Genomic DNA, 13798 nt, shown 5'->3' with positions numbered 1-13798 from the left:
GCTAGCGGCGAAAGATCCGACGCAGTCCCCACACGGTGACGCGCCAGAGTGCTTCGCGCACGATGGCACCGCTCATCTTGGAGCTGCCTCGCTCGCGTTCGACGAACGTGATCGGGACCTCCACGACCGTCATGCCCGCCGCCATCGTGCGGCGGGTCATGTCGATCTGGAAGCAGTAGCCCTCGGAGACGACATCGTCGAGGCGCAGCCGTTCCAGGGTGTGTCGTCGGAACACTCGATAGCCGCCGGTGACGTCCTTGATGTCGATCCCGAGCATCAACCGGGCGTACCAGGTGCCGCCACGTGAGATGAATCGGCGGTGCCAGGGCCAGTTGATGACTCCCCCGCCGGGGACCCACCGAGATCCCAGCACCAGGTCTGCACCGTCGAGGCTGGCCTCGAGCATCGCTGCCAGGTCGCGGGGGCGGTGCGAACCGTCGGCGTCCATCTCGACCAGCCGGTCGTAGGCGCGCTCGAGCCCCCACGCGAATCCCGCGCGGTACGCCGCGCCCAGGCCGTTCTTGCCCGAGCGATGCAGCACGTGCACCCGCGGATCTGCCGCGGCCAGACGATCGGCGATCTCGCCGGTCCCGTCCGGCGATGCATCGTCGACGACCAGGACGTCGACCTGGGGTTGTTCGGCGTGCAGCTCCCGGATGACCAGCTCGAGATTAAGTGCCTCGTCGTAGGTGGGGATCATCACCAGGGTGCGCATCACGAGGTCTTTCCCCGCCGCGACTGACGAATGCCAAGTCCCCATCCAAGCACGCCAAGTGCCACCACTGCGTACTGGATCGATGCGCCGGCGACCACTCCGGGCGTACGGCCCGAGGCGAGTGGCACCTCCTGCTCGACCGTGGTCGCCACCTGTCCGGGGGCGCGCTGGACGACGTCACCGTGGGCGTCGATCATCCCGGTGATGCCGTTGGTCGACGGCACGACGACCCACCGGCCCGACTCGATGGCGCGCAGTCTGGAGATGTCCCACTGCTGCTCGGGCTGTGCGGTGCCGGTGAAGGCTGCGTTGCTGGTCTGCACGACGATCATCTGGGCTCCCCCGGAGACCAGGTCGCGGACGACCTCGTCGTACGCGATGTCGTAGCAGATCGTGTCGCCGATGCGGGTGCCTCCGATCTCCATGACGCCGGGTTCGTCGCCGGAGATCATGTCGCGCGGAATCTCGCGGTCGACCTGGGGGACCAGGCTGCCCAGGGTGTCGCGGAAGGGCACGTACTCGCCGTAGGTGACCAGACGCCTCTTGACGTACCGCTGTCCCGGCCCGGACTCGTCCCAGACGACGCCAGCGTTGTACGAGGTGGTGGGCGTGGGGCCGTCGAAGATGCCACCCACCAGAATCGGTGCGCCGAGACGTGCGGACAGATCGGTGATGCGCTCACGATCGCCCGGGCGGTTGATCGGGTCGCGGTCCGTGGAGTTCTCTGGCCACAGCACCATGTCGGGGCGCGGCGACTGTCCAGTCTCGACGGCCTCGACGAGCCGTTCGGTCTCGTCCAGGTGGAGCTGAAGGATCTCCCCGGGTGGCCACTGCAGGAACGCCCCGGGGGTGTTGCCCTGGATCAGCGCCACCTGACGGGTCTCGTCGCCGGGTCCACCAGCGAGCCCCACGGGCAGGGCCACGCCGATAGCGACCAGGGCCACCGCGAGGACCACGCCCTGCACACGGTGTCGAAGCCGGCGCCCGGTCTCGACCACCAGCAGGACCGCCACGGCGAGCAGTGTCATCACCACCGACATGCCCGTCGTGCCGAGCAGCCGCGCGAAGGACTCCAGGGGCGTGTCGATCGCGGTGTACCCGATACGGCCCCACGAGAAGCCGGTGAACGGGTAGTTCGAGCGCGCCCACTCCCCCGTGACGAACACCGCTGTCGCCCACAGCGGCCAGGCTCGCAAGGCCATGACCGAACGCATCGCGACCATCACGATGCCGAACAGGACGGCCTCGCCGATGACCAGACCGATGTACGCACCGGGGCTGACCGCGGTCATCCACCGGATCAGCACTCCCATGAACGCGAGCCCGTACAGCACGCCGCACCCCAGCACGAGCCACCACGAGCTGTTGTGCAGGCGCCTGGCCAGCCACATCACGCCAGCGGCGGACAGCACCATGGTGAACGGCACCGAGAACGGATCGAAGTTGGCCGCGGCGATCAGGCCGAGAACCACGGCCGCCGGCAGCGCCAGCGCGGCTCTCACAGGATGACGAGCTCGCGGGGGGTGTTGTTGAACACCTCGAGACCATCGGCGGTGCAGATCGCGATGTCCTCGATACGGGCTCCGAACCGTCCCTCGACGTAGATGCCGGGCTCGATCGAGAACGCCATGCCCTCGGTCAGCACCAGCTCGCTGCCCTCCACGATGTAGGGCTCCTCGTGCGTCTCCTGGCCGATGCCATGCCCGGTGCGGTGGATGAACAGATCGCCGTAGCCGGCGTCGGCGATGATCTGCCGTCCGACGAGATCAACCGACTCGGCGGTGACGCCGGGGCGCGCGTGCTCACGCTGTGCGGTCTGAGCCTCGAGCAGCACGTCGTAGAACTGGGCGTACTCGGCGGGAACCTGGCCGCCGGCCAGGTAGTTGCGTGTGGAGTCCGAGCAGTACCCGGCCGCCGTGGTGCCACCGATGTCGACCACGACGGGGTCGCCCACCTCGATCACCCGGTCCGAGACCTCGTGGTGCGGCGATGCCCCGTTGGGGCCCGATCCGACGATCACGAAGTCACAGGTCACGTGCTCGGTGAGGATGGCCGCAGCGATGTCGGCGCCGACCTCGCGCTCGGTGCGGCCGGGGCGCAGCCACTCGCCCATGCGTTGGTGCACGCGATCGATGGCGAGTCCGGCCTCACGCAGGGCCACCGTCTCCTCGGCGTCCTTGCGGATCCGCAGGTCCTGCACGATCGAACCGCCCAGCACCTGATCGGCCTCGGGCAGCGCTGCACCGAGTGCGAACACCCGCGAGGCCCACATGTGATCGTCGACGCCGATGGTGTGGGCATCGCCGACCAGCGAGGCCACCAGGGCGAAGGGGTCCTCGGTCTCGTTCCAGGTCGCGATCTGGACGTCGATGCCCGAGGCCACCGCGGCTGCACGTTCCAGGGCGGGGACCACCAGCGTGGGATCGCCTGACGACGGCAGCACCAGGCACGTCAGGCGCTCCAGAGGGAGCGCCACGTACCCGGTCAGATAGCGCAGATCTGCCCCCGGTGTGATCAGGAGGGCATCGATGCCCTGGTCTGCCGCTGCCTGCTGTGCCCGCTTCCATCTGCTCACGCTCCGAGCGTACCGGCGGCCGCTGAGCGACGTGCAGCGCCACTTCCACCAGGTCGATGCACAGCGCAACCATCACCCCGGGGTAGGTCTACCGTGTGGACACACATCGAATGGATCGGGGGGTCCTCATGCGCAAAATATTTGCGTCCGCAGCCACCGCTGCTCTGGCCACGTCTCTGCTCGCCGCGGCGCCCGCGGTGGCACGAGACGACAGCCGCACCAACGCACCACCCAACGGCGTCAAGACCAGCAAGCTGGAGCAGGCCGTGACCGTCAACGGCATGCTGCAGCACCTGCGCGAGTTCCAGGTGATTGCCAACAACAACGGCGGCAACCGCGCGTCGGGCCTGCCGGGGTACGAGGCCTCGGCCGACTACGTGGCCCGCACGCTGCGCCAGGCCGGGTACACGGTCAAGCGCCAGCAGTTCACCTTCGCGTTCTCGCGCGACCTGGAGCCAGCCACGCTGACCCAGACCGCGCCGACCCAGAAGACCTTCGAGACGTCAGCCCTGTCGTACTCCGGTTCCGGCGACGTGACCGGTCCTGTCGTTCCCATCGACGTCAGCATCCCGCCGCCGGCGCAGCCCGGCAGCACGTCGGGTTGCGAGGCCTCGGACTTCCCAGAGCCGGCAGGCGACACCTCGGTGGCACTGATCCAACGAGGGACCTGTGACTTCGCGACCAAGGCGCAGAACGCCGTGGACGCCGGTTACGCCGCGGTGGTCGTCTTCAACGAGGGCCAGGCCGGACGCACCGAGCTGCTCGCCGGCACCCTGGGCACGCCGTTCGACATCCCGGTCGTCGGGCTGACCTACGACGACGGCGCAGTCCTCGCGGGCACCGATGGTGCGGAGGTCCGTGTCACGGCCTCGACCGAGAACGACCTCAACCGCACCACGGAGAACGTCATCGCCGATCTTCCGGCCAGTTCACGGGTCGCCAACCCCGACCAGACCATCGTCGTCGGTGGGCACTTGGACAGCGTGGCCGAGGGCGCCGGCATCAACGACAACGGCTCCGGCTCCGCGGCGGTCCTCGAGATCGCCCAACAGATGTCTGAGCTGCGTCTGACCAAGAAGGTCCAGCGGCCCGTGCGCTTCGCCTTCTGGGGTGCTGAGGAAGCCGGACTACTGGGTGCGGAGCACTACGTCAGTGAGCTGAGCTCCGCGCAGCGCGCGAAGATCTACGCGAACCTGAACTTCGACATGCTTGGTTCACCGAACTTCGCCCGGTTCGTCTACGACGGTGACGGTTCGGCCAGCGATCCAGCTGGTCCTCCCGGGTCCGCGCAGATCGAGGACATCTTCACCTCCTACTTCGCGTCGAAGAACCTGCAGACGGTGCCGACCGCGTTCGACGGTCGGTCCGACTACGGCCCGTTCATCGCGACCGGCATCCCGGCCGGCGGTCTGTTCAGCGGCGCCGAGGGCGTCAAGACCGAGGAAGAGGCGACGATCTTCGGCGGAATCGCCGGCGAGGCGTACGACCCCTGCTACCACTCCGTGTGCGATGACATCACCAACATCAACACCACCGGGTTGTCGCAGATGGCTGACGCTGCTGCCCACGCAACACAGGTTCTGGTCGCGCGCAAGGAGGGTCTGTTCCCCGACGGGAGCCGCGTCGCCCGCTCGGCGACCACGATGAGCGCGGACAACGCCGACCATCCAGCGATGTAGTGGCCGGCGACGTAGTGCGTAGGCTCGCGCTGTGACGCGACTGATGCTGCTGGACAGCGCGAGCCTGTACTTCCGTGCCTTCTTCGGGGTGCCCGACACCATGCGGGCCCCCGACGGCACCGTGGTCAATGCGCTGCGAGGGATGGTCGACTTCGTCGCCACCCTCGCAGCGCAGTACGAACCCACGGCCATCGTGGCCTGCTGGGACGACGACTGGCGCCCGCAGTGGCGAGTCGACCTGATCGACACCTACAAGACCCAGCGACTGGACGAATCGGGAGCCGAGGCCGACACCACCGGCGGCCTGCTGGGTCCGCAGGTTCCCCTCATCGCCGAGGCAATGCGCCTGCTCGGCATCCCGGTGGTGGGTACCGCCGGCGCGGAGGCAGACGACATCATCGGGGCGCTCGCGGCACAGGCCGACGGGCCTGTCGAGGTCGTCTCGGGAGATCGAGACCTGTTCCAGGTCGTCGATGATGCGCGTGACGTGCGGATGCTCTACATCGCGCGCGGCGTCTCCAAGCACGATGTGGTCGATGCGGCCTGGCTGCGCGCCAGGTATGCGGTCGAGCCAGGTCAATATGTCGACTTCTCGGTGATGCGTGGTGACACGTCCGACGGGCTGCCGGGGGTCAAGGGGATCGGCGAGAAGACCGCCGCGACCCTGCTGGCCGAGTTCGAGGACCTCGACGGCATCATCGCCGCCGCCCACGACGACACCTCGTCGATCAAGCCGCGGGTGCGTGCCTCCCTGCTGGAGGCGACCGACTACATCGCCGCGGCGCGCGAGGTCGTGACGGTGCGCAGCGACGTGGTGCCGGCCGCTTCGTACGAACGCGAGCCACTGACCGACGAGCAGGTCGCGGCCTTCCGGGCCTTCGGGGAGACCTGGGGGCTCGGAGGAGCCGTCGATCGAGTGCTCGAGTCGCTTTCGACTCGGTGAGGGTCGGGTCTCCGGCTTCGCCGGGGCTTTGGACGAAGCAGTGCTGGGTGGCGGTGAGTTAGTGGGCTTTCGAGGCCCATGAAAGCCCACTAACTCACCGCCCACAGTGACGAACGGGTCCGACGGGATTCCTGAGTCTCTAGGGGCTGTTGGGCCACCTCGATTTCGTCCTCAGCCCGGCGAAGCCGGAAATCCCTACCCGTGCACGCTGCTGTAGGACACGACCCCGTGACGTAGCTCGTCGAGCGCCTGCCGCGCCGTGTCCCGCAGGGGGCTGGGGCCGGAGGCGTCGGCGATCTGCGCGACCACGTCGATCAGCTGCTTCATGGCGCGCACGAAGTCGCCGGCCGCCATCTCGGTCTGGCCCAACACCTCGTCCAGCGGCGCACCGTTGCACCAGTCCCAGACGGCCTGGGCGAATCCGAAGTCGGGGCGGTGCAGGAACTTGAGTCGGTGGTCGCGCTCGAGCTGTTCGAGCTCGAGGCACAGCACATTCATCGACTCGGCGACCTCGCGCACTCGCGCGGTCGGCATGCGTGGCGAGGCGGACTCGTCGTCACGGCGCGCTGCGTAGGTCAGACCGCTGGCCACCGCGGCCAGCTCGGCCGGCCCCAAGTTGGTCCACATGTCCTCCTTGAGGCATTCGCTGACCAGCAGGTCGAGCTCGCTGTACAGGCGCTTGAGTCGTTCACCTTCCCGCGTCACCGTGTCGCCGTCGAGGTAGCCGAGCGTGTCCAGCACCTGGCAGACGCGGTCGAACTGGCGGGCCACGGTGTTGGTGCGCTGCTCGATGCGACCGCGCTGGTTGCCGGTGTCGCGGTCCAGCTTCTGGTAGCGCTCGGCCCATCGGGCGTGTGCCTCCCGGTCCGGGCACCCGTGACATGGGTGCTCCTTCATCTGACGGCGCAGCTCGTCGATGCGGGGGTCGGCGTGCTGGTGGGACCTGGCGGGCGCGCGCGCGGCTGGGTGCTCACCGTGAGGCACGCGGTTGCGCAGGGTCGAGGCGAGATCGCGGCGGGCCTGCGGATCGCGAGCGCTGAACGACTTGGGGATCCGGATCGTGGTGAGTGGCTGCACCGGGGTCGGGAAGTCGATGACGGCAAGTCGACGAGCGTGCTTGCTGGCGGTGAGGACCTGGGGGCGGGGGCTGTCGTGGTCGCCATTTGCGCCGGGGTCGATCACGACTGCCAGCCCGGCCCACTTGCCGCCGGGCACCATGATGACGTCGCCGCGCTTGAGCTCGAGCACCGAGGCGAGCGCGGCGTTGCGGTCCTCGGACTTGCGCTGCTTGACGCCCGAGGCCTCCAGGTCGCTGATCTGACGGCGCAGGGCGGCGTACTCCATGAAGTCGCCTCGGTCGCACTGGGCGGAGTCGCGGTACCCCGTCAAGGCGTCATCGGCCTTGCGGATCTGACGTGCCAGGTCGACGACTCCGCGATCGGCCTGGAACTGGGCGAACGACTGCTCGAGCAGGTCGCGCGCGACCTCGCGGCCGACCTGGCCCACCAGGTTGATCGCCATGTTGTACGACGGCTGGAACGAGGAGTTGAGGGGGTAGGTGCGCGTGGAGGCGAGTCCGGCCACCTGCTTGGGGTCCATGCCGGCCTGCCACAGGACCACGCCGTGACCCTCGACGTCGATGCCGCGGCGTCCCGCGCGTCCGGTGAGCTGGGTGTACTCCCCCGGCGTGACGTTGGCGTGGGTCTCGCCATTCCACTTGGTGAGGCGCTCGATGACCACCGAACGGGCCGGCATGTTGATGCCGAGCGCCAGGGTCTCCGTCGCGAAGATGACCTTGACCAGGCCCCGACTGAACAGGTCCTCGACGACTTCCTTGAACGTGGGCAGCATGCCCGCGTGGTGCGAGGCCACGCCGCGGATCAGGGCTTCGCGGAAGTCGTGGAATCCCAGCACGTGCAGGTCCTCGTCCGGCAGGTGGGCGCACGCCGCGTCGACCCACCGAGCAATCTCGTCGCGCTCCTCGGTGGTGCTCAGGTTCATGCGGGCGTCGAGGCACTGCTGCACCGCAGCTGCACACCCGGCACGGCTGAAGATGAACACGATCGCCGGCAGCAGCGCTGCTGCGTCGAGGCGCTCGACGATGTCGACCCGGGTGGGACTGCGGTGCTGGGTGCGGGGCCGCTTCCCGCCCTTCCCACGATGCCCCTTCTGCATGCGGGTGAACTGCCAGTCCTCGCGAGCGATCTTCTCCAGCTGGCGGTTGACCGGCGGCTCGCCGCTGGTGGGTGCGTCCTCGAACAACGGGAACAGCTTGCGGCCCACCAGGACGTGCTGGTGCAGCGGGATCGGGCGGCGTTCCTCCACGATCGTGACCGTGTCGCCGCGGACTGCGGTCAGCCACTCGCCGAACTCCTCGGCGTTGGACACCGTCGCCGACAGGGAGATCACCGACACCGATTCGGGCAGGTGGATGATGACCTCCTCCCACACGGCGCCGCGGATCCGGTCGGCGAGGTAGTGGACCTCGTCCATCACGACGTAACCGAGCGTGTCGAGGGTCCGCGACCGCGCGTAGAGCATGTTGCGCAGGACCTCGGTGGTCATCACGACGATCGGCGCCTCGCCGTTGATCGTGTTGTCGCCCGTCAGCAGCCCGACGTTCTCGGCGCCGTGCTCGGCGACGAAGTCTGCGAACTTCTGGTTCGACAGTGCCTTGATCGGCGTCGTGTAGAAGCACTTGCGACCCGTCGCCAGCGCCATGTGGACGGCGAACTCGCCCACCAAGGTCTTGCCCGAGCCCGTGGGCGCCGCGACCAGGACCCCGTGCCCGTTCTCGACCTCGCGGCAGGCCCGCACCTGGAAGTCGTCCAGCCCGAACCCGTACCGGTCGCGGAAGGCCGCGAGGTGCGGGTGCGCCTGGTCCTGGCGTGATCGTGCGTAGGCATCCGCCGGGCTGCTCATGGCGCCAGCCTACGGCCGCGCCCCCGACGGAACGTGCACGGTCAGCGCGGCGGGCAGCACGCGCACGGTGCGCGGCAGTGCACCGATCCGCTCGCCGTCCCCATAGGAGACGACGCCTGCACTCTCGACCCGCGCTGACCGCACGCGGTGCCGCTCGAACTGGGGCAGCTCGGTGTGGGTGCCGCGCCGCAACCGGGGGAAGACCCGGACGAAGGTCACCGTGCTCAACGGGTTGATCACCACGACATCGAGCAACCCGTCGTCGAGCTCGGCGCCCTCGCAGATGCGCAGACCTCCTCCGAAGGAGGGCCCGTTCCCGACGGCCACGAGCATCGCGCGGCGGTGCAGCACCTCCTCTGCGTCGAGTGTCAGCGTGAAGTCGAGCGGCCTGAACGACAGGAGCTCTGCGGCGATGGCGCGCAGGTAGCGCAGATTTCCCCGGGGCCACGTCATCGCGTTGGCGCGCTCGTTGACCTGGGAGTCGAATCCCGACGCAACCACCGTGGCCACCAGCTGACCGGTGCCGTCGTCTCCGATGACCTCGGCCAGGTCGATGGTGCGCGTGGACCCCGCGAGCACCACGTCGAGCGCGGCGTCGACGTCGCGGGTGGGAATGTCGAGGGACCGCGCCGCATCGTTGCCGGAGCCGGCTGGCACAAGTCCCAGCGTCAGTCCCGGGACGGCCACCAGGTCGAGGATCGCGTGGATCAATCCATCTCCGCCGACCGCCAGGACCGTGTCGACACCCTGCTCGATCACGGCGGCAAGTCCGGTGCGGGTGAGGCGCGCATCGACGGCGCACACGATCGTGACGTCGTGGCCCAGCGCCGTCAGCCGATCATGTGCGTGGTCGCCGAGCTGCCGACCTCGTCGTCGCCCCGAGGTGGGGTTGATGACGATCGCCACGCGCATGGCTGAACCCTGCATGGCTGAACCCTAGGGCAGGACCAGGCTCAGTCGTCGAGCGATGACAGCTCGTCGTCGGCGAGCTTCGAGCGCTCGCGGTGGCGCCTGCGGTCGCTGAACCGGGCGAGAATCTCAGCCACGAAGTACAGGATCGTCATCGGGGCCGCCAGGAACAGCATGGTCAGCGGGTCCGTCGTCGGGGTCGCGACTGCAGCGAAGACGAAGATCGTGATGATCGTCCAGGGCCGGAACTGGGCCAGCTGGGCGGCACTGACAGCGCCGATGCGGTTGAGCACCGTGACCACGAGGGGGATCTCGGCGGCGAGGCCGAACACCAGCACCATCCGCACCACGAAGTTGAGGTACTCCGCACCGGTGAGCAGCGATCCCCAGCCATCCGGCACGAATCCGATCAGCAGCAGGATCGCCTTGGGCAGGACGAGATAGGCGCCGTACGCGCCCGCCACGAACAGCGGCGCGCCGATCCCGGTGAGGAGGATCGCGGACTTCTTCTCGTTGCGATGCAGTGCCGGCAGCACGAAGCCCCAGATCTGCCACAGCCAGATGGGGCTCGACATGACGACACCGGCGATGAGGCAGATCTTGAGCTGGAACGTGAAGGCACCACCCACACCGGTCAGCACGAGATCGGTGTTGATCCCCTGCGCCTCCAGCTCGGGTCGGATCTCCGAGTAGGGCTCGGACAACCAGTTCAGGATCGGCTCGTAGAACACCAGGGCGATGATCGTGCCCAGCACGATGCCGAGCACCGCCTTGGTGAGTCGTGAGCGCAACTCACGCAGGTGCGCCATCAGGGGCATGGTCCCCCCGACGGGCGCCCCCGTCTGCCCGTCATCGACCGCAGTCAAGGTCAGCCCTGTTCGGGCTTCTTCTCGACCGTGTCAGGGACCTCGACGACCTCGAGCGCGGCCGGCTGCGGCTTCTTCTTCGCCGCCTGGGTGTCGTCGTCGTCTTCGTCGTCGTCCTTGCCATTGTCGGTGAGGCTGGTGACCTCGGTCTTGAAGATGCGCAGGGCCTTGCCCGAGCCGCGTGCCAGCTCGGGGAGCTTCTTGCCACCGAACAACAGGACGACGACGCCCAGGATCAGCAGTATCTCCGTTGGACCAATCCCTCCACGGAACATGGTCGACTCGCTTCCTCTAGACAGACGATTCGTCTTCATCGTACGCGCTCAGCGCCGAGCGGGCCGCTCCAGCCACATCGGTCACCAGATGTTCAGGTTCGAGGACCCGCAGGGCTCCCGCGTTGCGCAGCACGAGTCGCCGGAGCCAGTTCCAGTCCGCTCCGAACAGCTTGGCCGTCCACACCCCGTCGGTGCCCTCCTCGACGAGCTCGACCGGGTAGTACTCGGTCATCCAGTGTGCGGCAGGATGCAGCTGCACCAGTGCGAAGGGAGTCTGTTCCCCGACCGTGAACATGCCGTCGGAGACATCTCGCGACGTGGCGTCGTGGACGTCGACTGGAGTGTCGGTGACGTCGGCGGTCACGACCCGGTCGAGGCGGAAGAACCGCAGGTCCTCGGCCGACAGGCACCACGCCTCGAGATACAGGCGACCGCGCTCGGTGAACATGCGACGCGGATCGACCTGACGACGGCTCTGCGCGTCACGGGTCTCGGTGGCATAGGTCATGTCGAGTCGACGTCCCTCGGCGAGCGCGCGACCCACGGTGGCCCGGATGCCCGGGTCGACCTCGTCCAGCACGACATCGACCGGTGCGTGGACCTGCTCACCCATCGCCGACTCGAGCTTGGCCAGCGCGGCGTCGACGACCGTGAGCTCGTCTCCCGCGGCGGAGGCGCGCAGCGTGCGCAGCGCGACGATGAGGGCGGCGCCCTCCTGGGCCGAGATGCGCAGAGGTCGGGTGAGGAACTCCGCGTCGCGGATGTGCACGACGCCGTGCTCCTGGAGGGCCGTGACGTCGAAGTCGATCAGCTCTCCGGGGAACTCGCCGATGCCGGTGTACATGAGCACCTTGAGGTCATCGCGGATCTGTTTGGCCGTGACGCCGAACTCGCGCGCCACCTCGGCGACGGGGACTCCGTCGTTGCCCTGCAGGTACGGGACCATCGCCAGCATCCGCAGCACCTGGTTCTGGGACGTGCTCATGCGATGACCCCGAGCGTTCCGCTCGCGGCCACGCGCAGGTGAGCCACGACGGCAGCACGCAGGTCCGGCGGCTCGAGGGCCACCACGTCCGGGCCGTAGGAGGCGACGTGGGCGGCCAGCTCGTGGGTCGAGTGGTAGGTGACCTCGACGGTGTCGAACTCCTCGGTGTGCTCCACGACGGTCGCCGAGCGCCGCAGGGACTGCCCGCGGCCGACCCGGACCCGCAGCACGGCGACGCGGTCGGGGTCGGGCTCGAACAGCGAAGCGGCGACCTTCCGCATGTCGGTGCCGGGCGGGACGACGTAGTCCCCCGGGGACCCGGTGGTGCGGACGTCGCCCACGATGCGGGAGAGCCTGAACACTCGCGGTGCGTCACGATCGGTGTCGAAGCCACCCACGTACCAGCGGTCCCGCCACGACACGATGCCCCACGGCTGGAGGTGACGCTGCATCGACTCCCCGCCCGGGCGGGCGTACACGAACGAGACGGGCACCCGCCCGGTCGCAGCCTCCCACATGGCGTCGAAGGCATGCTCGTCCGTGGACAGCCGCGGCTCGGCCATGCGCAGAGCCGTCGTGTCGACGTCGACGCCGACGGACTTGAGCTTGACCAGGGCCGTCGTGGACCAGCTCGCCAGTCCCGCGTGCTCCCAGACCTGGGTGGCCAGACCGACGACGGCTGCCTCCTCGCGGGTCAGCTCGATGTCGGCCAGCTCGGCGGTGTCACGCCGGATGCGATAACCCTGCTCGTCGCTGAAGAACGGATCGTGCGAGCCGAACTCGACCGTGATGCCCAGCTCGCGCAGATCCTCCTTGTCCCGCTCGAACATGCGGTCAAAGGATTCGTGCGTCCTGGCCTCGCGGTACCCGGCGATGGCGTCGCGGATCTGCGCCTTGGTCAGGAACTGTCGACTGACCAGGAGCAGGAAGATGAGGTTGAGCAACCTCTCGGACTTGCGAGCAGACATGCAGGCAATATGTCAGGAAGCGTCGAGCAAGTCGACTGCGAACATGAGGGTCTGGTCGCCCTCGATGGTGGGCGGTCGACCTTCGGCGCCGTAGGCGGAGTCCGGAGGGCAGATCAGCAGGATGCGACTGCCGACCTTCTGGCCGGGAATCTGGTCGGTAAAGCACGAGATCGCTCCCCCGTCGACCATCTGGAACGGGGCCGGCATGCCCCGGTCCCACGAGGAGTCGAACACCTCTCCATCCGGGTAGATCTGACCGACGTACTGCGTCACGACGTTCTGACCGGGCTCGATCACCGGACCGTCGCCCTCGATGGCGACATTGACGCTCGGCGCGGTGGGATCTGGCGCGACGTCGTCGCTGGGCTTGAACCCGGACGGGTGGTCGTCGTCGTCGAGGGTGATCTGGGGAACGTCGGAGGGCAGCTCCTTCTCGGTGCCCTGAGCCTCGTCGGGGACATCGGCGACCAGATCGAACAGGAACACCATCGTGTCGTCGGCCTTCAGGTCGAGCTCAGCGCGAGCCTGACCGAAGCCGTCCTCCGGGGCGATCGCCACCAGGATGCGCGATCCGATCTTCTGCTCCCCGAGTGCCTTGATGAAGCCCGGCAGCAGGCTCGACTCGTCCAGCGTGAAGGTGGCGGCCTGTCCCGAGGCGTAGGAGCTGTCGAACTGCTCACCCGTGCGCCCGTTGACGGCCAGGTAGTTGACCTTGACGGTGTCGCCGTCCTCGACGGTCTCGCCGCCCCCGGCCTTGACGATCTTGGTCTCGGTGCTCGCCGAGCTGAAGCCCTCCGGCACCGTCACCTTGGGAGTCGCACCACCGGTGATCTCGATGGACTCGAACGCGGCGTCGACCGAGTCGTCGTCGGAGCCGCAACCGGAGAGGACCAGCGCAGCGGACACACAAGCGATCAGAATGCGCAACACGAAACAGCCTTAGCGATGGACGATCCGAACT

The 13798-nt window shown here is 68.2% G+C and carries 12 protein-coding genes; 2 read left to right on the top strand and 10 right to left on the bottom strand.

What is annotated here, in order from left to right; genetic code table 11:
- Position 1: 1 nt before the first annotated feature.
- Genes ACHAA3_RS15335 through ACHAA3_RS15325 form a run of 3 tightly spaced genes read right to left on the bottom strand, consistent with a single transcriptional unit; the run spans position 2 to position 3290 of the window.
- Positions 2–715: a polyprenol monophosphomannose synthase gene (locus ACHAA3_RS15335; protein WP_435709954.1), complete on the bottom strand. Its 714-nt coding sequence runs from the start codon at positions 713–715 to the stop codon at positions 2–4.
- Positions 715–2217 carry an apolipoprotein N-acyltransferase gene (lnt, locus tag ACHAA3_RS15330; protein ID WP_435709919.1) on the bottom strand — a complete coding sequence of 501 codons (1503 nt, stop codon included), beginning with the start codon at positions 2215–2217 and terminating at the stop codon, positions 715–717. Before lnt ends, ACHAA3_RS15335 begins: the two co-directional genes overlap by 1 nt.
- Positions 2214–3290: a M24 family metallopeptidase gene (locus ACHAA3_RS15325; protein ID WP_435709917.1), complete on the bottom strand. Its 1077-nt coding sequence runs from the start codon at positions 3288–3290 to the stop codon at positions 2214–2216. Before ACHAA3_RS15325 ends, lnt begins: the two co-directional genes overlap by 4 nt.
- Before the next feature lie 128 nt (positions 3291–3418).
- Between ACHAA3_RS15325 and ACHAA3_RS15320 the strand changes: the two genes are divergently transcribed.
- Together ACHAA3_RS15320 and ACHAA3_RS15315 are read left to right on the top strand one after the other, a co-directional pair.
- Complete coding sequence (locus ACHAA3_RS15320) at positions 3419–4969, top strand: M28 family peptidase (RefSeq protein ID WP_435709916.1); 1551 nt, start codon at positions 3419–3421, stop codon at positions 4967–4969.
- Between the two features lie 31 nt (positions 4970–5000).
- Positions 5001–5912: a 5'-3' exonuclease gene (locus ACHAA3_RS15315; RefSeq protein WP_435709914.1), complete on the top strand. Its 912-nt coding sequence runs from the start codon at positions 5001–5003 to the stop codon at positions 5910–5912.
- Between the two features lie 195 nt (positions 5913–6107).
- On the opposite strand, the gene ACHAA3_RS15310 is transcribed toward ACHAA3_RS15315, so the two are convergent.
- Genes ACHAA3_RS15310 through ACHAA3_RS15280 form a run of 7 tightly spaced genes read right to left on the bottom strand, consistent with a single transcriptional unit; the run spans position 6108 to position 13767 of the window.
- Complete coding sequence (locus ACHAA3_RS15310) at positions 6108–8834, bottom strand: DEAD/DEAH box helicase (protein WP_435709912.1); 2727 nt, start codon at positions 8832–8834, stop codon at positions 6108–6110.
- Between the two features lie 9 nt (positions 8835–8843).
- The gene (locus tag ACHAA3_RS15305) at positions 8844–9761 is read right to left on the bottom strand and encodes a YegS/Rv2252/BmrU family lipid kinase (protein ID WP_435709910.1); all 918 of its coding nucleotides are present in this window, start codon (positions 9759–9761) and stop codon (positions 8844–8846) included.
- Positions 9762–9787: 26 nt separating this feature from the next.
- The gene (gene tatC / locus ACHAA3_RS15300) at positions 9788–10552 is read right to left on the bottom strand and encodes a twin-arginine translocase subunit TatC (RefSeq protein WP_435709908.1); all 765 of its coding nucleotides are present in this window, start codon (positions 10550–10552) and stop codon (positions 9788–9790) included.
- 59 nt (positions 10553–10611) lie between these two features.
- Positions 10612–10884, bottom strand: coding sequence for a twin-arginine translocase TatA/TatE family subunit (gene tatA / locus ACHAA3_RS15295; protein ID WP_435709907.1), 273 nt, complete (start codon positions 10882–10884; stop codon positions 10612–10614).
- Positions 10885–10900: 16 nt separating this feature from the next.
- On the bottom strand, positions 10901–11869 hold the full coding sequence (locus ACHAA3_RS15290) for a helix-turn-helix transcriptional regulator (RefSeq protein WP_435709906.1): 969 nt from the start codon (positions 11867–11869) through the stop codon (positions 10901–10903).
- Entirely contained in the window at positions 11866–12837 is a 972-nt protein-coding gene (locus tag ACHAA3_RS15285; RefSeq protein WP_435709905.1) for a helix-turn-helix transcriptional regulator, read from the bottom strand. Before ACHAA3_RS15285 ends, ACHAA3_RS15290 begins: the two co-directional genes overlap by 4 nt.
- A 12-nt stretch (positions 12838–12849) precedes the next feature.
- A complete protein-coding gene (locus ACHAA3_RS15280) occupies positions 12850–13767 on the bottom strand; it encodes an FKBP-type peptidyl-prolyl cis-trans isomerase (protein WP_435709904.1) in 918 nt (305 codons plus the stop codon).
- Positions 13768–13798: the final 31 nt, after the last annotated feature.

Origin of the sequence: Aeromicrobium sp. CF3.5, from assembly GCF_051262695.1 — a bacterium.
Lineage (GTDB): Bacteria > Actinomycetota > Actinomycetes > Propionibacteriales > Nocardioidaceae > Aeromicrobium.
Note: the sequence above shows the minus strand (reverse complement) of the source record. Positions and strands in the feature narration are given on the sequence as shown.